This is a genomic window from Nitrosopumilaceae archaeon (genome assembly GCA_035631875.1).
Lineage (GTDB): Archaea > Thermoproteota > Nitrososphaeria > Nitrososphaerales > Nitrosopumilaceae > TA-20.
Genome location: DASQHX010000009.1, coordinates 281,930 through 307,813, shown reverse-complemented (window position 1 = coordinate 307,813; position 25,884 = coordinate 281,930). Strand labels below are relative to the sequence as shown.

The window sequence follows — 25,884 nt, the reverse complement described above, 5'->3', positions numbered from 1 at the left end:
ATTCCAAACTCTTTTAGCATCTTCAATTACTGAAACTATTGTTGAATAAAAAAATTCTACGTGGTGCAATAGCTGGAGGAACTGCAGCTATAATAATCGCTATAGTATTACTATGGATAGTACCACAATCACAACCTACACCAGTTCTACCACCAATTCAACCAGCTATATCGCATAACATCAAACTTGGTTTGGTTATAATGCCTCCAACACAAACTCCAACTCTTGCAGAAATACAAAGTGCGTATCAACAAGCTGCATCAACAGGAATTGGAAGAAGTAACGTCTATCTTATTTGGCCAAATATAGAGCCACAACAAGGACAGTACAACTGGAAAACCTCAGATATTCTAATGGGTTTAAACAGAGAACAAAATCTCAATGTAACACTTTATTTTTCCGTAATTAATGATCGTGTCCTAGGTCCATTTCCAAGTTGGATGGGTAAACCACAGTTTGATCAGAAACTTCAAGATGAAACTGTACAAACTCTTGATGCAGTCTTATCTAGATATTACATAGTAGATCACGTCATAATTGGCGGCGATGTTGATGGATACTTTAGAGATCATCCTAACGATATTCAAAATTATGCTCAGTTCTTTGATGGGGTTTATTCCAAGCTTAAAGCAAAACATCCAGATGTCAAGTTTGGAAATTGGTTCTCACTTAATTCAGTATTAAATCAATATCAAACAGATATTGTTGGCAAACTTAACCAAGGAGATTTTGTTGCCTATTCATATTATCCAATAGACTCAACAGGATATGAATCGCAAAGTCCTGAAGTAGAAGGTAAAAACTTGCAAAAAATGATAGATCTTGCAGGAGGTAAAAAAATTGCCCTAGTTGAGGTTGGCTGGAGTACAGCAAAATCCATTAATGGAACAACAGATGATCAAGTAAAATTCATGAAAATAGTATATGATTTTTACAGAAAAAATACTTCTCAATTTGAGTTTCTAACTTGGTATAGACAATATGACAGACCTGTAGAGACATGTTACAACTCATTAAATCAATCTCCAGTGGGTTTTGGTAATGATATAGTGTTAAACAATACTGCAGCGTTACTTTGCAATATGGGATTAATTGATGTAGATAAAAATCTAAAACCTGCTTGGGATGAATTGAAAAACCAAATTCAACTTAGCCCTAATTCTTAATTAATAATAAGGAATTCGTTGTTTAGTTGAGATACATAGCACTTGTTATTATGGTATTTTTACTTGCAAACTTGATTCCTGCATTTGGAATTTATGACCTTCCGACAAAAAGAGAACAGGATTTATACAATCAGTTACTTGCCGAGTTTACAAAACTGAATATTCAAAAAAAGAACGTGAGTGACGTGTTAAGCACATTTGATAAGCCTCTTGTTGTAACTTTTCCATGTAACTCTACTGATACCAACAATCTTGTCGTAAATGTGATTAAGACTAGACTTGCACGATTTGATGAGACTCAAGCTCATCAAGGTGATCTAATTACAGGAGGGACATATACTTGGCAGTGTCAAATTACTACACAAGAAGGAAAAGTAACTAATGATTGCAACAATGACTTGAGATTAAATCCTGATCTTCTCACTAATGGTACCGGCATAGATCCCAGAGTACATCAAGTAGAAAACTTGGTTATTCTTTACCATGAGCTTTTACATGGACAGCTTATGATTGATGCAATAAAATCATCTGACAAATGGAAACAGGATGTCTGCAACAAATCACCTGATGGAAATATTGATTATTCATATGCAGATGGATCTCATAAAATAATTAATCCTCTTCAAGAACAATTTGCAGAAAAACTTGTAGAAAATGAAGGAGGGAAATTAATCATTTCCCAAATTTACCCATCAGAAACATTCAACGGTACATTTTCTCTAAATGTACTCAGTCAACAAGATTATCAACAATATGTTAATGGAATCAGAATATCGTTACGAGGTACAAACATGGCTGATCCAATATTTTCTTCTTCTGATACTAATGTTACATTAACAGGGCATTTAGTAAACAACACAAAACCAGGTATTGCGTGGTTTTATATCTTTGAAAATCAAAATCAGACTTCTAATGCTGAAGTAAAAATACTGCCAGCTTGGCTTAAAAGGACAGCAAGTTTATGGTCACACCAATACATTCCAAATTCAGACTTTCATAAAGTAATAGAGTTTTTCATACAAGAAGGAATGGTCTCTGATACTGGAAAAAATAGCTCTAGTAAAATTCCTGAATGGTTTAAAAATAATGCAGAATGGTGGTACGAAGGATTGATAGATGATAACACGTTTACAAATGAAATTCAATATCTACTGTCTATAGGAGTTATTTCTTGATAAAATATGAAACAATGCGGTCGCCGGGATTTGAACCCGGGTAACGGGCTTGGAAGGCCAGTGTACTAACCAAACTATACTACGACCGCTTAACACTGCCAATCTTTTAGCTACATAATAATTCTTTTTCATATTCATATAATATACGAGAAATGATTACATGAGCTTCAAGAGGATTTTTATCTACTGAAACAAGATTGTTGATCTTTTTTACTATTTGATCTGAAAAATGGCCTTTAGGGAATCCCCCAATTACAATACATGAATCTTTAGTGATTGTTTTTGCAAGTTTTTCATATGAACTTGAAGCTCCTTTTTCAGAAAGACCAATTATTTCTTTTGGGGCAATCTTGTCAATTAATTTGCCAAAATCCATTTTTTTTATTTCTAAAAGTTTCTTTCCACTTTCTTCTATTATTCCAGTGGAGTATAGCTTTTCAATTAATCCAACAAATCTATGATAAGATTTTGGTAGACGCACATTCTCTCCCAAAAAAATTACTTTATCATCTATTGTATGTACATAGATTCTAAGCTTATTTTCAAAATATAATGGAATGCTACAAGCTTCTAATAGACAAAAATGAATTAAATCGGGTCTACCCCGTTTTATCTCATTTTTGATCCCTTTCATTGCTGCAAAATGCCAAGATACATCTAAAATTACTTCGGACGGTTTTTTGTTTACCCTTTTACTATATGCTATTACAGAATTATGATTTTGTAGCTCCTTTGGAACTAATTCCAAAGCAGATTCGACTAGTATGAGCGAAAGCAAGATGTATTTTAAGAGAACTGATATTTATTTAACTAACATGAAGCCAGCACTACGACAAATAGCGTTAGAAAGGATGCAAATTCTAATTAAACATGCTATATCAAACGCACGAACAAATCCTAAACTAGCTCAGAGACAAGCTAGTATTGCAAAAAAACTAAGCACAAAATATCGAATTAGAATGCCATATGAAATACGAATTAATTTTTGTAAAAAATGTAAAAAATTCACTGCTCCTGGAGTAAATGCAAGAATTAGGATAGGAAGGTCATCTGTAAAATCAATTCGTATTACTTGTGGATTTTGTAATCACACCTATAGAAAGATCATCCAAAAATCAATTACAAAAGGTCAATGATTTATAAGACGAACTTGAAATTTTCAATTTTATGGCAAAGGCATATGATGTACCAGCAGATGTATTGATCAACAAATTATCGGAGATTCTAAAAGGAGAAGATATTGCTATCCCAACTTGGGTTCCATTTGTAAAAACAGGAGCACATGCAGAAAAGCCTCCACAAAAAAATGATTGGTGGTATACTAGATGTGCATCGCTTCTTAGGAAAATATATCTTCATGGTCCAGTAGGTGTAAAAGATTTGAGAGGAATGTATGGTGGAGCTAAAGCAGTAGGATATGGGGGAGCTCATCACAGAGATGCAGGTGGAGCAATAATTAGAACAGCTATTCACAATTTAGAAAAATTGGGATACCTTGACAAAGTAGAAGGAAAAGGTAGGACAGTTTCACATGAAGGAATGAAAAAAATTGACAGAGTATCTACTGAAATCTTAAACGAGTTAATTACAAAGAATCCAAGCTTAAAGAAATATTCCTAGTGGTCTTATGAGCGATCCAAATCAAAGTGATGAGAGAAGGCCCAGTGATGCAGAAGTTGCATCAATGAAGGATCAAGCACTTAGAACTATTCTCTCACCACAAGCAAGATTACGTTTAACTAATGTAAGAATGGTAAAACCAGAACTTGCTTCTATGGTTGAAAACTATCTTATCGGTATGGCATCACAGAGAAAATTAAATACACAAATTACAGACGATCAATTAAAACAAATTTTACAATCAATTCAACAACCGAAACGTGATTTTAAAATAAATCGCCTATAGGTACTAGGGAAAATATATTAGGGGTAAATTAGTCGAAACCATCTATGAAAGCAGTAGTTTATGAAAAGTATGCTCCAAATGATGATTACAAATCCATCTTACAAGTTAAAGATGTAGATGATCCAAAACCGAAATCAAACGAAGTAGTTTTCAAAGTAAAATCTACAGCATTAAATTATAATGATATTTGGGGAATGAGGGGAATGCCTGTTCCAGTACCATTACCTCATATTTCAGGTTCTGATGCAGCTGGTGAAGTAATTGCAGTTGGCGAAGACGTAAAGAATTTCAAAGTTGGAGATAGAGTTGTTTCACACTCTAACATGTCGTGTAGAGTATGTGAAGCATGTACTGATGGTCGTGAATTTGATTGTGTTCAAAGAACAATTTGGGGATTTCAAACAGGTCCATTATGGGGAGCTTTTTCAGAAATAACTCATCTTCCTGAAGTAAACGTTGCAAAAATTCCTGATGGTGTAAGCTTTGATGAAGCAGCAGCTGCATCGATGACATTACTAACAGCATGGCATATGTTGGTTGGAAGAGCAAAGATACGACCAGGACAAACTGTCTTAATTATGGGTGGTGGTTCTGGTGTTGGTAGCTTTGGAATACAAATTGCAAAACTCTACAATTGTACAGTAATTTCTACAGCGAGCGGAGACAAGTTAGACAAGCTAAAACAGATTGGCGCTGATTTTGCAGTAGATCACAGAAAAGAGGATTGGAGCAAAGAAGTCAGACAAATTGCAAAGCCATTTGGCGGCATAGATATTACATTTGATCACATTGGTCAAACTCATTGGAATGCACAACTTACCTTGTTAAAATATGGTGGAACGCTAGTAACATGTGGTGCAACCACAGGTTATGACGCAAAGACTGATTTACGACATATCTTCTTTAAGGGAACTAATATTCTTGGTTCAACACAAGGAACCAAAGCAGAATTAGAACAGGGTTTGTACTGGATGGGTAAAAAGAAAATCAAGGCTACAATAGATTCTGTGTTTAGCTTTGAAAATGCTGCCGAGGCTCATACAAAAATGTTAACGGGTAAAGGCCTTGTTGGCAAAATCTTAATGAAACCATAGATCTAATCTCTGTATGGCAAGACTCTTACGCAGTCTTATTTTTGTACCCGGTAATAATTCTAGATTTTTAGAAAAGGCCAAAACTCTTTCAGCTGATATCATATGTTTTGATTTAGAAGATTCAGTCCCTAACGAAGAAAAAGAATCTGCTAGAAACCTAATCAAAGAAGCCCTCAGTAAACGTTTTGAATACAAAGCTGAAGTTTATGTAAGAACAAACTCACCTGCTTCTGGAATCATTCCACAAGATTTATCAAAGATAATTCAAAAAGGAATTGATGGTATAGTTATTCCCAAAGTAAACAACATAGCTGAATTAAAAAAAATCATAAAAACACTTGTTAGTTTAGAAAAAAAACATAAACTAAAACCAATTGAAATCATACCATCAATAGAATCTGCGGAAGGAGTTGTAAATACATATTCTATAGCGTCATCAAGTAATAGAGTATCTGCTCTTGTCTTTGGTGTGTTTGATTTACTAAACGATCTTGGTATTGAGTATACAAAACAACCAGAAGGTGCAAAATATGCAAGAGCAAAAATTCCTATAGATGCAAGAGCTGCAGGAAAACACGTGATAGATGCAATTTGGCAAGATCTTAATGATGAGAATGGTCTAGAAGAAGACTGTATAATTGGACGAAATCTTGGTTATGTAGGAAAAAGCATTATTCATCCTAATCAAATTCCTACAGCACATAAAATATTCTATCCAACTCAAGCAGAAATAGAGTGGGCAAAGAAGGTATGTCAGGCATATATAGAATCTACAAAGAAAAACAAAGGGGCAACTAAAGTAGAAGGAAAAATGATTGATGAAGTTCATTTCAAGAGAGCAAAAACATTACTTGAATCCGTAAACATCCCAGTCTAAATCATTTTATATCTAATAACCACAATCAATCAAGTGTTTACTGGTATAATTGAGGGACGGGGAATTGTTACGAAATTTGCTATTAAAACACAAAATCGTAGTGCAGCAAAAATAACAATAGATTTAGGAAATCTTACAAAAGGCCTTCGTATAGGTGATAGTGTTGCAATAAATGGAGTCTGCCTTACTGCTACACATGTTTCAAAAAAACAAACTGAATTTGAAATGATTGGTGAAACTTTGAAAAAAACAAATCTAGGAATGATAAAATCAGGAGACAGAGTAAACATTGAACGTAGCCTAAAAGTTGGTGAAAGAATGGAAGGCCATTTTGTGCTTGGACATATTGATGGTACTGGTAAAATTATAAAAATAGAAAAACTGTCAAATGAAATCAAATTCTGGATTGAACTTCCAAAAGACTTAGCTAAATTTGTAGTAAAAAAAGGATCAATTACAATTGATGGGATAAGCCTGACACTTGTTGATGTGCTCAAAAATAAAATTTCTATTTGTATAATTCCACATACACTGAAAATCACAAACCTTGGTTCAAAAAAAATTGGCGATAAAGTTAATATTGAAACTGACATACTAGGAAAATACGTAATTTCTAAAGATTAACTGTTTACTACTTTCATGGTACTAACCACTTTTGTAGTAAGATTTATAATCATTACAACAAGCTTCTTAACTATGTCCTTTGAAGAGGCAATTTCATCCCTACGTAAAGGTGGGTTCGTTTTACTTCATGATGCAAACAAGCGTGAAAATGAGGTAGATATGGTAGTTGCAGCAGAATTTGTGACACCAGAACATATCTCAAGAATGCGTCAAGATGCTGGTGGTCTGATATGCTTATCCATAGATCATTCTTTTGCAAAAACTCTTGGACTAAATTATATGCATGATATACTTTCTAATGCACAAAATATAGATAATCAATCAAAAAAAATGATTATGGGAACTGCACCATACGGTGACAAGCCATCTTTTTCTATCTCTATAAATCATACACAAACATATACTGGTATAACGGATCGTGATAGAGCGTTAACCATAAACGAAATGGCAAATCTTTACAAAAATACAAATGGAAACAAAAAAGAAATTTTTATTTCTTCATTTAAGACACCAGGTCATGTGCCTCTTTTGATTGCATCGGAAAGATTGTTATCAGATAGGTTAGGTCATACTGAAATGTCCATCTATATGACTAATCTTGCTGGTTTATGTCCTGCTGCAGCAATATGTGAAATGCTTGATTCTGAAACACATACAGCGCTTTCAATTGAAAAAGCCAAAAAATATGCAAAAGAAAATACAATTCCTTATTTTGATGGTAATGAGCTTGTAAAATTTACTAAGGAGCACTAACTTTGAACATTGCAATTGTTGTTTCAGAATTTAATGATGAAATTACTTCCAAAATGCTTGATGTAGCAGTTGAAAAAGCAAAAGATCTCAAACTAAATATAAAATTCACTTGCAGAGTTCCGGGCGTATTTGATATGCCAATTGTAATTGATTCCTTGTTGAAAAAAAAGGAAGTAGATGCAGTAGTTACACTTGGAGCCGTAATAAAAGGACAAACAAAACATGATGAACTTATTACAAATGCTACGGTTAGAGCCATAACCGATCTTTCTATAAAATACCAAAAACCAGTAACTTTAGGTATAACAGGCCCAGGCATGTCAGATAGGCAAGCACAGGCACGAATAAGACCTGTAGCAGAGAGAGCAGTAGAAGCTGTAGAAAAGATAGCTGAACAGTTAAGGAAGATATGAGATGATCCAACTTACCATAATCAAAATCACAGGATATGGTCCGTGGACACTTACCTTGGGCAGCGATAGAGAACACAAATTACAGATGCTTCAATCTTCCATTTATAACGAAATACAAAACCTTTTTTCAGAAAAAAACTGTCTTGTATTTTCTAATAGATTTGATGAGCTTTTTGCAGTTACAAATGGTTTGTCTCTAGATGATCATATTGAAATTCAAAAAAAATTGGCAAAATCATTTGATCTACAACTTTCTATGACTATAGGATATGGCGATTCTCCATTTGAAGCTAATCTAAATGCAGACAAAGCAAGAAAATCTAAAATAATCTTAGAGAAGGAACATAACATTTTTGGTTATGTAGATGGTAAGGCAGAACAATTAGTGCAGATAATGCATATGGATGTAGATGGTTCTACATCCATTTCAGCAAAAAAATCACCGTATGAGATTTCATCGCTTATGTTTAAATTATATTCTGAAATGTCAGAATTTTTCTTAACAAAAAACTGCCTTACATTCTTTATGGGTGGGGACAACTTTATGATAGTTACTTCAGGTGATGGAAAGGATTATGCTGTAAAATTCTTGAATTTGATGGAAGAAAAACATGGTATTGCATTAAACTGTGGAATTGGAACTGCAAATACTGCACGAGAAGCTGCTAAACTTGCAACAAAATCTCTTGATACTATTAGAGAACTCAGAGATTCCGGTAAAAATCAGCAACGAGTACTTGAACTAACATGCTGATAAAAAATGTTAGTATTCTTTACGGAAATGATTTAGATTACATTAATAGTACAAATATTCGAATTTCTGGCCAATTTGTAAAAGCAATAGGCACTAACCTAAAACCAGACAAAAAAGAAGACGTCTATGATTGTGAAGGACTACTCATGATTCCTGGATTTATTAATGCACATACTCATGTTGGTGATTCAATAGGAAAAGATATTGGTCTAGATTTTGGAGTAGAAGAAAAAATTCACCCAATTATAGGTATTAAACAAAAAATTCTGACAAATTCTACAACATCACATCTAGCAAGTTTTATCAGAAATTCCTGCATTTCAATGATAAAAAAGGGAATTACAACTTTTGTTGATTTTAGAGAAGGGGATTTAGATGGAATTGAACTTTTACGGAATGCGATCAAAGGACTTCCAATTAGATCCATAATTCTTGGCAGAATAAATTACTACCAAGATTTAAAATCAATTAAAAAAAATACTTTATTACCCGAATTAAAAAAGATGGAGCTTAGCGATCTATTAAAGAAATGTGATGGAATTGGTGTAAGTGGTCCCAATGAGTTTAGTGATTCTGTATTAAAATTTTATTCTCAAATGTCAAAAATTAGGGCTATTCACTCAGCTGAAACATTAGAAAGCGGTATGATTTCTAAAAAGATAACTGCAAAAACTGAAACTCAACGTGCTTTATTGCTTAAACCGAATTTTCTAGTTCATATGACACATGCATCAAAAAAAGATCTAATACTTGCATCAAAAAATGAAGCCAGCATTGTTGTGTGTCCACGTGCAAATGCTGCACTTGCTGAAGGAATTCCTGACGTGAATCTGATGATGAAAAGTGGTTGCAATTTAACCATAGGAACAGATAATGTGATGATAAACTCGCCTGACATGTTTAGAGAAATGGACTATCTCTGGAAAGTCTCTATGGGATTACAAGAAACTAGACTAGATCCGAAATCTATACTCAAAATGGCTACGGTAAATGCCGCAAAAATGCTTAGACAAAAGAACATGGGTACCATCCAATCTAACAGCTTGGCTGATTGCATTTTTATCAATAAACATGCTATTGATTTAGAACCAATGCATAATCCTCATGCTTCTATTGTGCATAGAGCATCTGAAACAACCATAAAAGCAATAATGTTTGGAGGCAAAATAGTAGATGGTAAAATCTAGACCACGTGTAATACTTAGTGCGGCAATGAGTATGGATGGAAAAATAGCAACAAGAACAGGTAACTCTAAACTCTCTTCAAAAGAAGATCTGATTCGAGTTCACAAGCTTAGGGCAAGTGTAGATGCAATACTCATAGGAAAACATACTGTGGTAATTGATGATCCCCTATTGACAGTAAAGCATGTGAAAGGAAAGAATCCCATACGTATAATTTTGGATTCTACGGGCTCAATAAAGTCCACTTCAAAAATAATTAAAACTTGTAAAACAATCCCGACAATAATAGCAGTATCAAAAAAAATAACTCAAAAAAATATTATTCGTTTAGAAAGAGAAGGACTTGATGTAATAAAATGTGGACAAAATAAAATTAATCTTAAAAAACTATTACACATCTTAAAAAAGAAGAACATAAAGAGTCTTCTTGTAGAAGGAGGTGGACTAACTAATTGGTCTTTCATAAAAGGTGGGTTTGTTGATGAGATCATTGTTACAATTACTCCGTACGTTCTAGGAGGTAGTAATGCAATTTCGTTATTTCAAGGAAAAGGATCTGATAAAATTTCAAATGCACCTTTGTTAACACTAAAGAAAATCAGTAGAATGAAAAATGAACTTGTATTACATTATACAATTTAATGTTTAAGATCTTCTCGTAGTTGATCTACTTTAGCTTGTAATGATTTCTTCAGCTTTTCATTTTTAGTTATGTTTACAAGCTTTCCGCATGTTGGACATTTAAAAGATAGATCCAACGCCTTCTCAAATGTCAACTTTTGACAATCTTCTGTTCCACAATGATAGAATTCAGCCGAGTTTTCATAATCTAGTCTTTGTTGCAATCTCTCAACGATTTTCTTTTTCTGATTTTCAATAAAATTATCAACCTCATCTTTTCTTGCTCTCCACCTGTAAACAAACCAGCCTTTTTTCTCGTCCTTCACTCTAATGCCAGTTATTAGAGCTTTTCCAAAAAGATCGTACAGCACCTTTCTTACTATGTTAATTCTAAGACCGGTAGAACTTGCAATTTCTTCATCTGTAGCATCTTCCGTATTCAAAAGAGAACGTGCGACTTTTAGATATTCGTCACCGCCAATTAAAGCAGTTATTTTTATAAAAGGATCCTCGTGTTCATTAGTCATTGGCCTCATTGATTTAGATTCTATATTTAATCAATTGTTTTATCTAATACTTTTTTTCCCTTTTTCATAGGAATAATTTCTCGTTGTGCATTTACATGTTTTTTTAAGAACTGCTTACCATCTAAGACTCTATCAAGTAAAACTGCTAGTGCACTTATTTCAGAATGAGGTTGATTACCTATTGCCACATTATAATCTGCAATATCGTATACTTCCCTAGGTACCTTTTCTGCCCCAACAACAACAAGAATTTGCTCCTCTTTTCTGATCTCATCTATAACAGAATTAATGATTTCACCATACATGGTTAAGTGTACAATTTTGAAAGATTGATTCTTTTTTGATTTCAACATTTTTTTCCAATTATCTATTATTTCGACTTCAAAATCACCTCCCCAAATTCTATTGATTTCTGATATTGTATCTTTGATATCAGGATTGACTTCTTGCATTATGATTTTTGTTGCTCCAAAGGCTCTTGAAACAAGAGCGACATGCGTTGTTACTCTATCGTCGCGTACAAGTCTCTGACCTATTCTTAGAATTTCAATCTTCATAATTTATCTCAATTTCTTTTTTTATGATTTCATTTTTTTTCTTTATCACAGGTTCATTTTTTAAAACAAGTGACAAAAGTTCCTTTAATTGATCTAAGTTTTTGCCAGTTACTGCTGAGATGTATAGCCATTTTTTGTTTTCTTTTAATCCAAGAATGTCAACTTTTGACAGAATTTCATCATGTGATGTCAAGTCTGATTTGTTTAATGCGAAAATTATCTTGTTATAATCTACACCAAGTTCTTCTAATACCCGCATACAACTTCTAAATTTCTTTTGTAATTCCAAAGTTGGATCGCTTATATCAATTACAAGTATTACTGCATTAGTGTAGGTAAGCTCTTCAAGTGTTGATTTGAAAGCCTCTATCATATATGCAGGAAGATTACTAATGAATCCAACAGTATCTGAAATTAAAACATCATTTTCGGTGATCTTTATTTTTCGTGTTGTTGTAGAAAGAGTTGTGAATAGCTTTGGATTTTCTTCTCGTGTTTCACCCGTTAATGTATTAAAAAGAGTTGTCTTTCCAGCTGATGTGTAACCAGCTAAAGAAATTATCTTGAATCCAACTCTGTCTCTACCCTGTCTGTGTAACGCGCGTTGTTTTCCAGCTTTTACAAGTTTGGATTTAATGTTGGTCATTCTATTTTTTATGTCATTAGTATAGACATCTACTTCGAATTTACCAATTCCCATGAATCCTGGTTGTTCTCCCATCTTTGCCAATCGTACTTTTTCTTTTGCTCGTGACATTTCATATCTTAATTCTGCCATCTTTATTTGTAATTTCGATTCTGCACTTGTTGCATTACGCTCAAATATTTCAAGAATCAAAGCTTCTCTGTCCAAAATGTTTGTCTTTAACTTCGATGCTAGATTATAATTCTGACTGGGTTTGAGTATTTCATCAAATATGATGACATCCGGTTTTTTTGAACTAACAAATTCTTTTAATTCTTCAACCTTGCCTTCTCCAAGACCGTATTTTGACTTGTTAAGATATTTGTGTTTGATTATTTTAATAACCTGATATCCTGCTGTATCACAGAGAGCAAGTGCTTCCTTTACGTCATCTGCTCTGTCATATGTAATAAGAATTGCAGAATCTTTCATTACCATAAAAGATGTGGATTCGTATCTTATTGCTTTCGCAGTGTTTTTTCTATAGTCATATTCATGACAATTTCTGCAATATCGCTCGCATACTCTGAAATTCTTCTGATATTTTCACCCATTCTTCTTACCCTGTAGATTTCTTCGTCATCTCTTAATGATTTGGTACTCTCTAGCATCTTTTTTTCATATTTTGTAATATCGCCGGTCCTTTCTACAGTGAGTTCTGCTTGGACAAAATCTCTCTTGAATAGTGATAAGCAGGCATCATCAAGCACAGATAGTGCAAAATTATTCATTTCATGAATAGTATCCAGCACAGATTTTTTTATTGGTTTTTTAAATTCTAGAAGGTCTTTGACTATAACAGTAGCATGATCTCCCACACGCTCTATGTTCTTAACAATAAGTCTGTATCCTAGACAACTTCTAGCATTTTCAATACCCATGTCTTTTAACATATGTTCGTTTTGAATTGCAATCTTGAGTTGTCGTATGATGTAAAAACTAAACCTATCTACTTCATCATCACTGTTTATCACTTCTTTTGCCAAATCAAAATTTGCTTCTTCATGTGCTAACAACGCATCATTTTGCATGGATTTTGCAATGATAAGCATCCGTTTTAACGCTCCATCTACTGAAAGCTCAAACAAATTTATCAATACTTGGATGGTAATACCTTCTATAGAATCTGCAATTATTTCAGTTCCCATTAGAATTCCTTTTACTGCATCTTTTACTGCATTTCGTTGATCTGGTTTTAATCTTCCTGACTTTGGTTTTACATTTATGGTGCTAAAACCAAGTAAGTAAAGTGAAATAAGTTTTCTAACAATTGCAGAGCTTTTATCTTCTGGTTTTATTTCAAATGTTGCTTCCTCGGTGTTAATTGATTTTGTATGATGTTTTAGTGGAGTGATTTGTAATGTCGTTGTACCTTGTCTTAAAACTGTAACTTGATCACCTTGTTTTAGACCCATATCGATTATCCATTGTTTTGGTAATGAAACAATGTATGATGATTTTCCTGTGAACTGTATCTTGCGCATTTCTTCATTGGTTCCCATACCTCGCATAGTATTTACCATTCTATATAGTTATTCTAAATTACTATATAGTAATATTCAGCGTGCAAAAACAATTAGAACCCAGTAACTTGACTGTTAACATTGGATTCAATTCTTAAAATTAAACATACATTGGATGCACTATTTGGGATTGGAGTTTCAAAGCATCTTCCAAAAGAAATCAAAATTACTTACTCAAAAAGAACAGGAAGAATACAGCATGTCTACAAAAATGAAAAACTTCTTTGTACTTTGCGAATAGATGGAGGGCTTGCAGTCACACCTTATTTTGCACAATTGTTATTAAAAAGTAAGAAATTTAGAGAAAACTGTCTTGAAGTAGACGATGATTCCAAGTCTTTTGTGGAAAACGGCAGTTCTGTTTTCTGTAAACACGTTATATGGTGCGGCAAGAACATCTTGATCGGGGCAGACGTGCCTATTCTTTACAAAGATAGAGTAATTGCTGTAGGAAGAGCAATCCTCTCTTCAAGAATGATAAATTCTCTAAAACGAGGGGTAGCAATCAAGGTCAGAGATAGTTTAAAAAGTCCAGACTAACCAATTGATTACATATGATGCGTGGCGGAAATCGCGAAATGCGCAGAATGCTAGACAAGATGGGTCTAGAAATGAAGGAAATTTCCAATGTACAAGAGGTAATAATCAAAACTGACAAAAAAGAAATCATAATAATAAAACCATCTGTATCTGAAATGAAGGCAAAAGACAATTCTATATTCCAAGTGATAGCAGAAAGTTATGAAGAGAGGGAACTCGAAATACCAGTATTTAGCCAAGAAGATATAATGCTTGTAGCTCAACAAGCTAACGTTTCTCAAGAAGCTGCAAATAATGCTCTCATAGAGGCTAAAGGAGATCTTGCAAGGGCAATTCTTTTACTTACAACAAAATAGAATACAATATCTCTAACTAACACTTTTAAGATATACAAATGAGAATTATTGCCATTAACCTATTGCATACTGTTTTTGGTTAAAATTAAATGCGGAGTGCGGGATTTGAACCCGCGACCTTCAGCTTGGGAAGCTGACGTCGTGCCGGGCTGGACTAACTCCGCCAATCCAAGATTTAAGACCTAACATTATATAGTTTAGTTACAAAAAATATACATGGATGCAAAATGTCCAGAGTGCGACAAAGTAGCCGTACTTGATAATGAGATAACAAATGTAAAATGCCCTCACTGTGGATTCGAAGCAAATTATGATGATTATTTGAAATTAATGAAAGAAAGAGTTGGCGGCATGGTAGAAAATTTCAACCCTGATAGAACTGGATTTTAAATTACCAAAATGAACCTTTATCAGAACAATCAAGATGCGCTCCACAATTTGTACAAATCATATGACATGCCTGCATTGAGATCATTATATTTTCGCACTTGGGGCATTTGATTTCTTCTTTCATAGTATAGTTTTGTATTTCATAATTTTAAAAGATTTAGGTACAAAGATTAATTAATAGTGTAGAAACTTTTTCAAAATACTTGGCAACATTTAAGCTTACAATATCTGATAAAATAGGAAAATCCATCACAAGAGAACTGAAAGAAAAAGATGCAAATCCACTTTTAGGTCTGCAAATAGGAAATGAATTAGATGCAGCGATTGTAGGTCAAGCTGGTAAGATCCGAATTACTGGCGGAAGCGATAAATCAGGAGTTCCATTGAGAGAAGATATTCATGGTGGAGCAAGAAAATATATCCTATTATCAAAAGGTGTTGGTTTGCGCGATGCTGAAAAGGGACAACGTTTTCGTAAACTTATTAGAGGAAATACCATTACTGAAGAGGCATATCAGATAAACTGCTTCTTAGATGGCGAATTAAAAATTGATGAAGCTTCACCATCTCCAACTGAAGAAAAAAAGGAAACAGCAGACAAACCAAAAAAGGCATAAGTTAACATAGGCGATTTTTAAAACTTGTATGTGCATTGGAAAGAAACACTTCCTGACTGGTATATTAAAAAATACGGACATCAACCATGTGTTAACATTGGTACTGCTGGACATGTAGATCATGGAAAAACAACACTTATCCAAGCTCTTACTGGCATTTGGACCAGTGCACATAGCGAGGAACTAAAACGTGGAATTACTATTAGAGTTGGTTATGCTGATGCAGCATTTTACAAATGTAAAAACTGTCAACCTCCTTTAGGATATTCGGTTACACCAAAATGCAATAACTGTGGAAAGGAAAGTGAATTAACAAGGGTAGTAAGTTTTGTGGATAGTCCAGGTCATGAAAGTTTAATGGCAAACATGCTCTCAGGCTCCGCTCTAATTGATGGTGCTTTACTTGTAATAGCAGCAAATGAAAAGGTGCCACAACCACAAACTAAAGAGCATCTACTCGCACTACAGACACTTGGAATTCAACAAATCGTGATTGCACAAAATAAAGCAGATCTAGTTTCATACGAAGATGCAATGACAAACTATTCTGATATTGTGAAATTTGTTAAAGGCACTAATGCTATAAAAGCACCAATAATTCCAATCTCGGCACAATCAAAACTTAACATTGATGCATTAATTGGTGCTATAGAATCTACGATTGAGACTCCTAAAAGAGATGAGTCAAAACCAACTGTAATGCATGTGTTACGTTCATTTGATGTTAACAAGCCTGGTACTAAAATAAAGAGCATAAAAGGCGGTGTTATAGGAGGAAGTGTGATTCAGGGATACTTCAAAGTAGGAGATGAAATTGAGATAAAACCTGGTCTTGCTAATGAGAAAAATGGTAACTACGAATCAATCATTACAGAGATCTCTTCTCTTGGAACTGGTGCAGGACTTGTAGATGAAGTCAAACCTGGTGGTTTAGTTGCAATAGGTACAAAACTCGATCCATCAATGACACGAAGCGATTCACTTATTGGCTCTGTTATTGGAAAACCAAATACATTACCAGAAAATTCTTCTATTGCAAAACTTGAGATAAACCTCTTTGATACTGCTGTAGGCTCAGCTGATGAAATAAAAGTTTCATCTGTACAAGTAGGCGAATCATTAAGACTTAGTGTAGGAACTGCTCCAGTTCTTTCAAAAGTAACCAGTGTAAGAGGTGAAAGAATAGATGTACAATTCAGAAGACCAGTCTGCCTATTTGAAAAAGGTAGGGTAGCAATAAGTAGAAGAATTCAAGAAAGATGGAGACTAATTGGAGCAGGTGTTGTAGTTGGTTGAAGTTGTCTGTGACACTAGTTTTTTAATGATTCTTGCATCAAAAAATGTAAAAAATATTTCAAATCTTGATACCGAGATTGGAGCAATTGAATTTGCCGTTCCTGATATGGTTATAAATGAACTTGAAAGACTTTCAAAAGACATGAATCTTAAAAAAAAACTTCCGCTATTAATGCACTAGAAATAATAAAAAATTTTAAAAAAATTTCAATTTCAGGAAATGATGTAGATGATGCTTTGGTATTATATGTAAAAAAACATCACGGAATCATAGCAACGGTAGATGCGGAATTGAAAAAAAGAATAAGAAATTTTGGCTCCATCATTTCTCTATCTAATGATAAAATTGTTCTTGAACCAAGTAAGATTTAACTCTAGCAAAAATTATTGTCTAAAACATGTTTGAATACAAAGGAATTAAAATAAAATGGTATGGTCATGACACATTTACACTAGAAAAATCAATTACCATATGTATAGATCCATACAAATTATCTAGTTCTATTCATCCAGATATTATATTAATTTCACATAATCATTTTGATCATATGAGTTTAGATGATCTAAAAAAAATCTCATCTGATAATACTATAATTGTTGCTGCAAAAGAATGCATGGAACAACTTACTAAAATTCCTTCAAAAGAAAAAATAGGTCTTAGTCCAGGACAAGAAAAAATAATATACAATATCAAAATCAAAGCTGTTCCTGCATATAACATTGATAAGATTAATCCAGATACTAGTAAACCATTTCATCCAAAGGAAGACAACAAAATTGGTTATGTTATAAGTATAGGTGAAACATCAATCTATCATACGGGAGATTCGGATCTTATTCCAGAAATGAATGATCTAAAACCAGATGTTTTGCTTGTTCCAGTAAGCGGAACTTATGTTATGACTGCAAAGGAGGCTGCAAAAGCAGTAGAAAAAATAAAACCAAAGATAGCAATTCCAATGCATTATGGCACATTAGTTGGTAGTGACGTTGATGCAAAAGAATTCAAAGATATAGTAAAATCATGTGAGGTACACATTCTTACAAAAGAGTAATAAGCAGAGTAAATTTCACACATTTTAGTTGATTTCAAACCTCAAATTATTTAAAGTTGGAACTTTTGAGTTTCATCTACATCATCTTCTGATCATTGGAATTCTTGCAATTTCATTTTCAATTTCTGTTATGGTACGTTCACAAGCAGCCGACTATGGTTTTCAATTAAATGAATTTGATCCTTTCTTTAACTTTAGAGCAACACAATATCTTTTAGATCACGGTGTAAATGCCTACGTTCACTGGCATGATACCATGAGCTGGTACCCAACTGGTAGAGATGTCTATTCAACATCTCAAGCTCCTTTGCATTTTACAGCAGCATTTTTATACAAAATTTTTGGTGCTGGTTCCAGTCTTTATGATTTTACAATAATATTTCCAGTTGTTTTTGGTTCACTTACAGCCATTATCGTATTTGCGCTTGTACGAGTTATGGGAGGTACAACAGCTGGTCTTTTTGCATCGCTATTTTTTGCAATATCTCCACCAATAATAGTAAGAGGCACAATAGGATGGTTCAAATCAGAACCGCTTGGACTTTTTTATGGTCTTCTAGGACTGTACCTGTTTCTTAGTGGATTAAAATCAAAAAACCGCAAGATTGCTTTTGGAAAATTAATTGGTGGAGGCTTGTTTTTAGCTATTGGTTTTGCTTCATGGGGTGGCATTGAATTCTTCCTCATGCCGTTAGCATTATTCATTATTGCTCTTCCATTTTTTAGAAAAGATCACAAATTCTTGCTATGGGCCATACCTCTTTTTGTTGCTGTGACATTGGCAGTTTCTGGTGGATTTGCAAGACCTGGAATCAGTTTTGTGTTAGGAGTACGTGGATTTGCACTTATCGGACCCACAATATTTCTTGTTATAATGATATTTATTCAGAAATTTAGCAGGGAAGGAACAGCATTACGTAATAGTTTGGCAATTTTAGGAGGATCTGTTATAGCTGGAGTTGCAATAATTTCATCAAATATTCTTCATGCACCAAGCTTTCGTTATCTTAATGCAATAAATCCATTCCTTACATCTCAGGATGCTTTAGTTGATTCTGTTGCAGAACATGCTACGCCAAATCTTACTCAAAACTTTACCTATTTTTCAACTCTGATGTTATTTGCTGGCTTGGGAATTTGGCTTATTTTTAGAAAAAGATCTGAGAATCAAAATTCTTTACCAATAGGAATCAAAAATGAAATGACTATCTTTGCTCTAATAATTGGCATTGTTGGAGCTTATGCAGGAGGAACTTTTGCAAGATTAGATCTTCTAACTGCTACTTCTGTCATTATACTTGCATCAATTGGATTAGCTGTAATCACATCTGAAATCTTAAAGAAACGAACACTAGGAAAACCACCTGAAATCTCAAAGAAACAAACACAAGGAAAATCATCTGATAATTCAAAGAAAGTAACAACACAAAGTAAAAAATCAACCTATGCTTTAGGAATGTTTGCAAGTATCTCTTATGTAGTCATTATAGTGGCTTTACTTTTGGTACCAACTATTTATCCAGCAAACGGAAACTGGATCTCAGTAACTAAATCTCCTCCTACCATTCTTAATGGTGGTTCTAATTATGCAATTTCTACTAATGACTGGCCAGCCACTTTGGATTGGATAAAAAATAATACTCCACCAAACTCGGTTATAGCATCATGGTGGGATTATGGTTATTGGATTCAAACATTAGGTGGAAGAACAACACTTGCAGATAATGCAACTTTATCAACAGGCGTAATTGCAAAAATTGCACAAATATTCCTAAGCTCCCCTGATGAAGCATGGAAAATGCTTCATGATTGGGGTGCTAACTATGTTCTTGTGTATGTAGTAGGACAAGAATTTTCTTCAAACGGACAAACTCTTTACGTACTAGGTGGCGGGGGAGATGAAAGTAAAAAACAGTGGTTTATGAGAATTGCAGGGGAAGATTCGTCAAAGTTTCTTCAAGATGATCAATTTACGCCAACCGATTATTTTTGGCAAAACACTTTGTTAGGAAAAATGTTTCCATTTACACCAGTGACTTATTTTGATCCAAATACTCATGTACAATCAGCCACTTATCAATCTGGATACATTGGTGTTTATTCTAAAACGATCAAATACCCAGTAGATGGTAATGGTCCATTAAAGCTTGTCTACTCATCACCAAGTCTTAATAGCAATAGTTCTGGAATTGTTTCAGGAGTTTTACTATATCAAGTAAATCCAAACTATGTGCTGCAAACAAGTAATACAAATCAAAAGATAACACCTCAAATTAATTCTACAACTGTAAATCCCACAAGTGTAAATCCAACAAGCGATGTAGGTGTCATTTCTACAAAATATGGAAACATTGTCATCAAATTCAGAGATGATGTTGCTCCAAAAACTGTAGCAAACTTTGAAAAACTTGCAAAATCCGGATTTTATGATGGAACATTATTCCACAGAATAATTCCAGGTTTTGTTATTCAAGGTGGTGACCCAAATACAAAAAATGGTTCACGTGATACCTGGGGAACAGGTGACGCGGGATATACAATTCCACCTGAATTTAGTACTCTTAAACACGTAAAATACATGGTATCAATGGCACGCGGTCCTAGCATTGATAGTGCAAGCTCTCAATTTTTCATAATGCTTGGCGATGCTCCGAATTTAGATGGTAAATATACGATATTTGGCCAGGTGATTTCTGGACAAGATGTAGTTGATAAAATTGGAGCGATTAAAACAGATCCAGCTACAGACCAACCAATAGATCCTGAGGAAGCACGTATGAGTAAAGTTATAATTCAATCTCAAGCAACACAATCTATAACATCTTCTACAAACATATCCTCAACTGGTTAGATACAAAATAAGTTATTTGTAACGATCAGAAATTCGATATCTTGCATATTTATCATCTGGAGAATATTTTCCAGGATGAACTGTTACAGTTTTGTTACCACATTTTGGACAATCTTCTTTTAGTGTATATCGTTTACATTCAGGACATTTACGCATCTGAAATCGCATATTTATCCCTCACGTGTTTTCTTTGATTCTTCCCTAGTGAATTTGAAGGTCCCGCCTTTCTTTTCTATAGTATCTTGAATTTCTGAAAGAATCGGTTTTAGTTCTTTTTCAGCTGTCTTGAAATTTTGAGCAGAAACAGTCACTCGGTATTTTGGAGCTCCAATGTAGATTATCTCCACATTGACTCCTTTATTTTCAACAGCATCAAGGAGTGCTTTTTTTATGATTTCAACGCCATTAGGTTTGGTACATGTGATTTCTAATACGCCACGTATCTCGACGTGAGGTACTTGGATCTTTGAACTAATTTCTTCTATAGTTTTTAGCACTTTAGTAGACAAATTAAGACCGTCAAGAACGACTATTCCTTTTGATACTATTTCTGAAAAGGCATCATAAACAGAATTAAATTTGTTTATCAAAACCTCTTCTATTTTTTCAGCCTCTGTTTGCGAAAGTTCTGCTTTTGTTTTTAAACTATCAATTAAGACTTTTTCTTTTTCTTTCTTTTTTAACTCAAGAAGCTTCTTCTTTTTCTGATCACTTGAAATTTGTTTTAATGATAAATCAATTTCAGATCTTGCAGTATTTACTCGTTTTACTAAAAGGACTTTTTTTTCTCCAGTCTTGAGAAACTTTTCTACGTGTCTGATCCAGCCAGTTGCAATTTCTGATATGTGTAAAAATCCCTGAATATTATTATATTCATCAAGAGTGACATACGCTCCCTGATCCATAATTTTTGTAACTGTAGCAACAATAATTTCGCCAACCTCTGGGAGTTCTTGAACAGCTGTGGTCATAGTTTTTCAAATTTTTGTTACGTAATTTAATGTTGCTGGTTAGAAATCTATACCTTTCTTGGCTCGAATACCTGCTTTGAAAGGATGTTTTATTTCTCTCATTTCTGTAACAAGATCTGCAACTTCTATAATTTCATCTCTAGCGTAATTTCCAGTAAGAACTAAATTCAACTTAGGTGGTTTAATTTTTATTAAATCTAAAACATCTTCTAATTTTACTAGATTTAGATTGATTGCATAGTTTATCTCATCAAGTATAATGATATCATATTTTTCTGATTGAATCTTTTCTTTTGCTATGCGAAGAGCCTCGTCAGAAATTTTTTTATGATCTTCGATTGGGCTTTTATCATCCATAATTCCTACAAAACCCTTTCCTATGGCAGTTAACTCAAATTCTGGTTCTAGTCTCTTTGATGAAGTCATCTCGCCATAATGCCAAGAACCTTTGATAAATTGGATCATGCAAATTTTGTGATTATATCCCACAGCCCGTAAGGCCATTCCAAGCGCAGCCGTTGTTTTACCCTTTCCTTTACCTGTGTATACTATAACAAATCCATCTTTTCCCATCGATTTTTGGTTTCAAGTGTGAACTAAAAAGATTCGGATCAAAACTGTCTATAATTTTACAACAGAAAATGTGTAGTTTATAATCATCAAAGAAAAAATGTTGATTGTTTGACAAGAGAATATGATTTTGATATTGTTATAGTAGGAGGTGGTCCTGCTGGTCTTTCTGCAGCATGGTCAGCTGCAAAAAAAGATGTACGTGTAGCTGTACTTGAGCGAGAAGAAGCAATAGGACACTCAGTTAGAACAAGCGGTGTTACTTGGATAAAAGAAGCAAAATCTTTTGGTATTCCTTCTGATTGTTATAACCCGATTAGAAATTATTCATTTTATTCACCAAATAACCGTGTAACAATAAAAGGAACAGAGCCTCAAGCTGCAGTCTTGGATGTAAGGAAAACTTATCAGTTTCTTGCATATCAAGCAGCAAATGCAGGTGCAGATATTTTTGTTAGAACTAATGTGACTAATATTCTTGAGGAGAATGGAAAATTGGTGGGAGTCAAGGCTACATCAATAAAAGATGATCTTGTTTTTCATTCAAAACTTGTAATAGATGCAAGCGGATTTTATTCAGTAATTGGAAAAAATAGAGGTACTGTATCACAATGGAAAAGATTTGGTGTTGGTGCAGAATTTGAAGCATATGTTGATAACATTGATCCAGAAACGTGGCATCTCATGGTTGGACAACAATATTCTCCAGCCGGATATGCTTGGATATTTCCATTGGGAAAAAACAAGGTAAGAATTGGCGTTGGTGTTGGAAAACCAGAATCACAAATTGATCCAACCCAAAGACTGCTTGAACTAATTGACAAAAAGCCAGGTCCAATAGAAAATCTTGGTAGAATTGTTCCAATAGAATTTCATTATGGATTAATTCCAAATGAAGGATTAACACATACCACTATTGCAGATAACCTTATACTGGTTGGTGATGCAGCTGGGCAGGCAAATCCTCTTGTCTTAGAAGGAATTCGATATGCAATAGAATTTGGAAGAGTAGCAGGTCAGGTAGGTGCAGAAGCAGTTTTAAAAAATGACACATCAAAGGAATCCCTAAAACCATATGAAGAAAACTGGAAAAAGGCAATAGGTTCCAAGATAAAAGCTGCAGTCAAAGTACAAACCAGATGGTTAGGTCTATCTGATGAAGAATGGGACAAGGAAATTGCAATAATCCAAGAGCTCTCAGCGGAAGAATTTTTGGATTTTGTAAAAGCTGACTTTAGTATGAGTAATTTGATCAAGCTTGCAACGCACCATCCAAAATTAGCTGTCAGGCAGCTATTTGATATGGTAAAAAGTATAAGGTCTGAACAGTAAACATCCATTTAAATAAAATTCCGTAATATTGTTGAGAATTGAAAATACCAAGGATTGTGCTTGCTGGAACTACAAGTGGTGTTGGCAAGACTTCAATTAGCTGTGCAATAATTCATGGAATCAAAAAAAAGGGATATTCTGTACAATCATTCAAGGTTGGGCCTGACTTTATAGATCCTAGTTATCTTAGTTCTGTATCTGACAGACCTGCACGAAACCTGGATCCTTGGCTTATGGGTTCCAGTGGAATTGTTAAGAGCTTTGTAAAAAATTTTGATTCTGACTTTTCTGTAATTGAGGGCGTGATGGGTTATTATGATGGATTTTCTGGCGACTCGAACTATTCCAGCACACATCACGTAGCATCTATTTTAAAAACTCCAGTAATTCTTGTTTTGGATGCAAGCAAGACTGCACGATCAATTGCTGCAACTGCACTTGGGTTTACGAAATTTCATAAAAATTCTAGAATTTCTGGTTTTATTCTAAACAAGATTGGCAGCAAAAAGCATGAAGATCTTTGCAGACAGGCACTTTCTTCATTGAACATTCCTATCGTTGGTGTGATTCCACGTAATCCTGAATTTCTCATGGAATCAAGACATCTTGGATTAATCCCAGTCTCTGAGCAAAAAGAACTTCAATCAAAGATATCAAAGATAGCAAAAGCAATGTCAGGTTTTATTGATGTTAAGAAAATTATTCAGATTGGGAACAAAGTTCCACCTTTTGGTTTGATTCCTAAAGAAAAAAATCCAAAACAGAAAACCACAATTGCAGTCGCACTGGATCAATCTTTCAATTTTTACTACCAGGATAATTTGGATGCCCTAAAAAAAGAGGGATCAAAGATAGTATTTTTCAGTCCTGTATCTGATTCAAAGATGCCTGAATGTGATGGAATCTATATTGGTGGTGGCTTTCCAGAAGTGATAGGCAGTGCCCTTGAGAAAAACTCTAGGATGCAAAAAAATATCAAGACTCTTGCAGAATCTGGAATGCCAATCTATGCAGAATGTGGTGGATTGATGTATCTTACCCGATCCATTGATTATGGTTCAAAGAAATTCAAGATGGTGGGACTTTTTGATGCCACTACAAAGATGCAAAAAAAACTTAAACTAAACTATACCAAGGCTAGAATAACAAAAGATTGTCTTATTGCAAAGACCTCAAATATCATACAAGGACATGAGTTTCATTTTTCTGAGCTAGAATCAGTATCAAAGGACTCCAAGTTTGCCTATGATCTTTCCATTGGTATTGGTATAAAAAACCAAAAAGACGGTTTAATGCAGTACAACACATTAGCTTCATACATGCACATGCACTTTGCGCAACCTCGCATTGCAAGAAATTTTGTTCAAAACTGTATCAAATTTTCCAAAAGATAATTTGTGAAGGAATTTTACGTTGTAGTGGTTCTTCTTACCTTTGAGAGTCATGGTCTGTATTCGATTATCATTTGCTTAGTGCTATTTGCAGATTCCAGTAAGGTTGAGAAAAGTACCTCTCCATCATTCGCATCTATCAAATAATATGTTGGGAAGCCATTGCCATGAGTTTCCGTAGTGTACCAGCTTAAATCTGCTAGGTATACTAATCTACCACTTGAAGCTTGAAGGACTAATGGACTACGAATATTACAGAAGTTAATTTCGGGAACACATTTCCATACTACAGAATAATTTGTATTATTTATTAGAAATTGAGTGCCATTTGGTGTAATATACCACAAACGAAGTGGATGTTTTGGATAATCAAGATTATTTGGAATTGGATCTTTACCTTCGATAATTACCTTAGTAAGATTTGGCAAATGCTTGGACAAGTCAGATCTTATAATTTGTGTAACCTGATCATCTGATAATGTTGGTTTATAGATTTCATTCAAACTAGTTGTTTGCCTTGTTGATTCCAATTGAAAAATTAAAAAAGTACCAATCATTACAATCAATATCGAAATACATGCATAAGCGTAACCGTATTTCATAATATCTTGTTGATCTTTTACTTAACCTAAAGTTTTACGACAACAGCATGTTT

General features: G+C 34.1%; 32 protein-coding genes and 2 tRNA genes. 23 read left to right on the top strand and 11 right to left on the bottom strand.

Features of this window, described 5'->3' with window-relative positions; translation table 11 throughout:
* Positions 1 to 41 precede the first annotated feature (41 nt).
* Both VEU72_03755 and VEU72_03750 read left to right on the top strand, forming a co-directional pair.
* A complete protein-coding gene (locus tag VEU72_03755) occupies positions 42 to 1,166 on the top strand; it encodes a hypothetical protein (protein ID HYL66246.1) in 1,125 nt (374 codons plus the stop codon).
* A 26-nt stretch (positions 1,167 to 1,192) separates the two neighbouring features.
* The gene (locus VEU72_03750; GenBank protein HYL66245.1) at positions 1,193 to 2,341 is read left to right on the top strand and encodes a hypothetical protein; all 1,149 of its coding nucleotides are present in this window, start codon (positions 1,193 to 1,195) and stop codon (positions 2,339 to 2,341) included.
* A gap of 15 nt (positions 2,342 to 2,356) precedes the next feature.
* On the opposite strand, the gene VEU72_03745 is transcribed toward VEU72_03750, so the two are convergent.
* Together VEU72_03745 and VEU72_03740 are read right to left on the bottom strand one after the other, a co-directional pair.
* Positions 2,357 to 2,430: transfer RNA gene (locus VEU72_03745), tRNA-Gly, on the bottom strand.
* Between the two features lie 17 nt (positions 2,431 to 2,447).
* Positions 2,448 to 3,089, bottom strand: coding sequence for a ribosome biogenesis protein (locus tag VEU72_03740; protein ID HYL66244.1), 642 nt, complete (start codon positions 3,087 to 3,089; stop codon positions 2,448 to 2,450).
* A 16-nt stretch (positions 3,090 to 3,105) separates the two neighbouring features.
* On the opposite strand from VEU72_03740, the gene VEU72_03735 reads away from it, so the two are divergent.
* The 11 genes from VEU72_03735 (at position 3,106) to VEU72_03685 (ending at position 10,589) form a co-directional block, all read left to right on the top strand.
* Positions 3,106 to 3,477: an RNase P subunit gene (locus VEU72_03735; GenBank protein ID HYL66243.1), complete on the top strand. Its 372-nt coding sequence runs from the start codon at positions 3,106 to 3,108 to the stop codon at positions 3,475 to 3,477.
* Between the two features lie 31 nt (positions 3,478 to 3,508).
* Positions 3,509 to 3,961, top strand: a complete 453-nt coding sequence (locus tag VEU72_03730) for a 30S ribosomal protein S19e (GenBank protein HYL66242.1) — start codon at positions 3,509 to 3,511, stop codon at positions 3,959 to 3,961.
* Positions 3,962 to 3,968: 7 nt separating this feature from the next.
* The gene (locus VEU72_03725) at positions 3,969 to 4,247 is read left to right on the top strand and encodes a DNA-binding protein (protein ID HYL66241.1); all 279 of its coding nucleotides are present in this window, start codon (positions 3,969 to 3,971) and stop codon (positions 4,245 to 4,247) included.
* A gap of 44 nt (positions 4,248 to 4,291) precedes the next feature.
* The gene (locus VEU72_03720) at positions 4,292 to 5,341 is read left to right on the top strand and encodes a zinc-binding dehydrogenase (protein ID HYL66240.1); all 1,050 of its coding nucleotides are present in this window, start codon (positions 4,292 to 4,294) and stop codon (positions 5,339 to 5,341) included.
* A gap of 13 nt (positions 5,342 to 5,354) precedes the next feature.
* Positions 5,355 to 6,218, top strand: coding sequence for a CoA ester lyase (locus VEU72_03715; GenBank protein HYL66239.1), 864 nt, complete (start codon positions 5,355 to 5,357; stop codon positions 6,216 to 6,218).
* A gap of 33 nt (positions 6,219 to 6,251) precedes the next feature.
* Complete coding sequence (locus VEU72_03710) at positions 6,252 to 6,842, top strand: riboflavin synthase (protein ID HYL66238.1); 591 nt, start codon at positions 6,252 to 6,254, stop codon at positions 6,840 to 6,842.
* A gap of 72 nt (positions 6,843 to 6,914) precedes the next feature.
* Positions 6,915 to 7,595 carry a 3,4-dihydroxy-2-butanone-4-phosphate synthase gene (gene ribB / locus VEU72_03705; protein HYL66237.1) on the top strand — a complete coding sequence of 227 codons (681 nt, stop codon included), beginning with the start codon at positions 6,915 to 6,917 and terminating at the stop codon, positions 7,593 to 7,595.
* Positions 7,596 to 7,597: 2 nt separating this feature from the next.
* Complete coding sequence (gene ribH / locus VEU72_03700) at positions 7,598 to 8,008, top strand: 6,7-dimethyl-8-ribityllumazine synthase (protein HYL66236.1); 411 nt, start codon at positions 7,598 to 7,600, stop codon at positions 8,006 to 8,008.
* Between the two features lies 1 nt (position 8,009).
* Entirely contained in the window at positions 8,010 to 8,762 is a 753-nt protein-coding gene (locus tag VEU72_03695; protein HYL66235.1) for a GTP cyclohydrolase IIa, read from the top strand.
* Complete coding sequence (locus VEU72_03690; protein HYL66234.1) at positions 8,756 to 9,949, top strand: amidohydrolase family protein; 1,194 nt, start codon at positions 8,756 to 8,758, stop codon at positions 9,947 to 9,949. The genes VEU72_03695 and VEU72_03690 overlap by 7 nt, the downstream gene beginning before the upstream one ends.
* The gene (locus VEU72_03685; GenBank protein HYL66233.1) at positions 9,936 to 10,589 is read left to right on the top strand and encodes a 2,5-diamino-6-(ribosylamino)-4(3H)-pyrimidinone 5'-phosphate reductase; all 654 of its coding nucleotides are present in this window, start codon (positions 9,936 to 9,938) and stop codon (positions 10,587 to 10,589) included. The genes VEU72_03690 and VEU72_03685 overlap by 14 nt, the downstream gene beginning before the upstream one ends.
* Here VEU72_03685 and VEU72_03680 read toward each other — a convergent pair.
* The 4 genes from VEU72_03680 to VEU72_03665 are packed head-to-tail and all read right to left on the bottom strand — an operon-like array spanning position 10,586 to position 13,839.
* Positions 10,586 to 11,095, bottom strand: a complete 510-nt coding sequence (locus tag VEU72_03680; protein HYL66232.1) for a transcription factor — start codon at positions 11,093 to 11,095, stop codon at positions 10,586 to 10,588. The two genes, VEU72_03685 and VEU72_03680, sit on opposite strands and share 4 nt — an antisense overlap.
* A 26-nt stretch (positions 11,096 to 11,121) precedes the next feature.
* A complete protein-coding gene (locus tag VEU72_03675; protein HYL66231.1) occupies positions 11,122 to 11,652 on the bottom strand; it encodes a tRNA (cytidine(56)-2'-O)-methyltransferase in 531 nt (176 codons plus the stop codon).
* Positions 11,642 to 12,769 carry a GTPase HflX gene (gene hflX / locus VEU72_03670; protein ID HYL66230.1) on the bottom strand — a complete coding sequence of 376 codons (1,128 nt, stop codon included), beginning with the start codon at positions 12,767 to 12,769 and terminating at the stop codon, positions 11,642 to 11,644. The genes VEU72_03675 and hflX overlap by 11 nt, the downstream gene beginning before the upstream one ends.
* 26 nt (positions 12,770 to 12,795) lie before the next feature.
* Positions 12,796 to 13,839 (bottom strand): phosphate uptake regulator PhoU, encoded by a 1,044-nt coding sequence (locus VEU72_03665; GenBank protein ID HYL66229.1) that lies wholly within the window; start codon positions 13,837 to 13,839, stop codon positions 12,796 to 12,798.
* A 102-nt stretch (positions 13,840 to 13,941) separates the two neighbouring features.
* On the opposite strand from VEU72_03665, the gene VEU72_03660 reads away from it, so the two are divergent.
* Positions 13,942 to 14,400: a PUA domain-containing protein gene (locus VEU72_03660; protein ID HYL66228.1), complete on the top strand. Its 459-nt coding sequence runs from the start codon at positions 13,942 to 13,944 to the stop codon at positions 14,398 to 14,400.
* A 14-nt stretch (positions 14,401 to 14,414) separates the two neighbouring features.
* The gene (locus tag VEU72_03655) at positions 14,415 to 14,756 is read left to right on the top strand and encodes a nascent polypeptide-associated complex protein (protein ID HYL66227.1); all 342 of its coding nucleotides are present in this window, start codon (positions 14,415 to 14,417) and stop codon (positions 14,754 to 14,756) included.
* A 90-nt stretch (positions 14,757 to 14,846) separates the two neighbouring features.
* Here the strand turns inward: VEU72_03655 and VEU72_03650 are convergent.
* A tRNA-Gly gene (locus VEU72_03650) sits at positions 14,847 to 14,920 on the bottom strand.
* A 52-nt stretch (positions 14,921 to 14,972) separates the two neighbouring features.
* Here VEU72_03650 and VEU72_03645 point away from each other — a divergent pair.
* From VEU72_03645 to VEU72_03620, 6 genes are all read left to right on the top strand, one after another.
* Positions 14,973 to 15,146: a zinc-domain-containing protein gene (locus tag VEU72_03645; protein ID HYL66226.1), complete on the top strand. Its 174-nt coding sequence runs from the start codon at positions 14,973 to 14,975 to the stop codon at positions 15,144 to 15,146.
* Positions 15,147 to 15,349: 203 nt separating this feature from the next.
* Complete coding sequence (locus VEU72_03640) at positions 15,350 to 15,763, top strand: S6e family ribosomal protein (protein HYL66225.1); 414 nt, start codon at positions 15,350 to 15,352, stop codon at positions 15,761 to 15,763.
* A gap of 30 nt (positions 15,764 to 15,793) precedes the next feature.
* Complete coding sequence (locus VEU72_03635; protein HYL66224.1) at positions 15,794 to 17,059, top strand: translation initiation factor IF-2 subunit gamma; 1,266 nt, start codon at positions 15,794 to 15,796, stop codon at positions 17,057 to 17,059.
* Positions 17,052 to 17,240: a hypothetical protein gene (locus VEU72_03630; GenBank protein ID HYL66223.1), complete on the top strand. Its 189-nt coding sequence runs from the start codon at positions 17,052 to 17,054 to the stop codon at positions 17,238 to 17,240. The genes VEU72_03635 and VEU72_03630 overlap by 8 nt, the downstream gene beginning before the upstream one ends.
* A 217-nt stretch (positions 17,241 to 17,457) precedes the next feature.
* The gene (locus VEU72_03625) at positions 17,458 to 18,114 is read left to right on the top strand and encodes an MBL fold metallo-hydrolase (GenBank protein ID HYL66222.1); all 657 of its coding nucleotides are present in this window, start codon (positions 17,458 to 17,460) and stop codon (positions 18,112 to 18,114) included.
* Positions 18,115 to 18,142: 28 nt separating this feature from the next.
* Positions 18,143 to 20,965, top strand: coding sequence for a peptidylprolyl isomerase (locus tag VEU72_03620; GenBank protein HYL66221.1), 2,823 nt, complete (start codon positions 18,143 to 18,145; stop codon positions 20,963 to 20,965).
* Between the two features lie 12 nt (positions 20,966 to 20,977).
* On the opposite strand, the gene VEU72_03615 is transcribed toward VEU72_03620, so the two are convergent.
* The 3 genes from VEU72_03615 to cobO are packed head-to-tail and all read right to left on the bottom strand — an operon-like array spanning position 20,978 to position 22,509.
* Entirely contained in the window at positions 20,978 to 21,133 is a 156-nt protein-coding gene (locus VEU72_03615; GenBank protein HYL66220.1) for an RNA-protein complex protein Nop10, read from the bottom strand.
* Positions 21,134 to 21,135: 2 nt separating this feature from the next.
* Positions 21,136 to 21,936, bottom strand: coding sequence for a translation initiation factor IF-2 subunit alpha (locus tag VEU72_03610; protein ID HYL66219.1), 801 nt, complete (start codon positions 21,934 to 21,936; stop codon positions 21,136 to 21,138).
* A 39-nt stretch (positions 21,937 to 21,975) separates the two neighbouring features.
* Positions 21,976 to 22,509, bottom strand: coding sequence for a cob(I)yrinic acid a,c-diamide adenosyltransferase (cobO, locus tag VEU72_03605; protein HYL66218.1), 534 nt, complete (start codon positions 22,507 to 22,509; stop codon positions 21,976 to 21,978).
* A 108-nt stretch (positions 22,510 to 22,617) separates the two neighbouring features.
* Between cobO and VEU72_03600 the strand changes: the two genes are divergently transcribed.
* Both VEU72_03600 and VEU72_03595 read left to right on the top strand, forming a co-directional pair.
* Positions 22,618 to 23,838, top strand: a complete 1,221-nt coding sequence (locus VEU72_03600) for an NAD(P)/FAD-dependent oxidoreductase (GenBank protein HYL66217.1) — start codon at positions 22,618 to 22,620, stop codon at positions 23,836 to 23,838.
* Positions 23,839 to 23,876: 38 nt separating this feature from the next.
* Positions 23,877 to 25,232 carry a cobyrinate a,c-diamide synthase gene (locus VEU72_03595; protein HYL66216.1) on the top strand — a complete coding sequence of 452 codons (1,356 nt, stop codon included), beginning with the start codon at positions 23,877 to 23,879 and terminating at the stop codon, positions 25,230 to 25,232.
* Positions 25,233 to 25,279: 47 nt separating this feature from the next.
* Here VEU72_03595 and VEU72_03590 read toward each other — a convergent pair whose 3' ends face one another.
* The gene (locus tag VEU72_03590; GenBank protein HYL66215.1) at positions 25,280 to 25,831 is read right to left on the bottom strand and encodes a hypothetical protein; all 552 of its coding nucleotides are present in this window, start codon (positions 25,829 to 25,831) and stop codon (positions 25,280 to 25,282) included.
* Positions 25,832 to 25,884 lie beyond the last annotated feature (53 nt).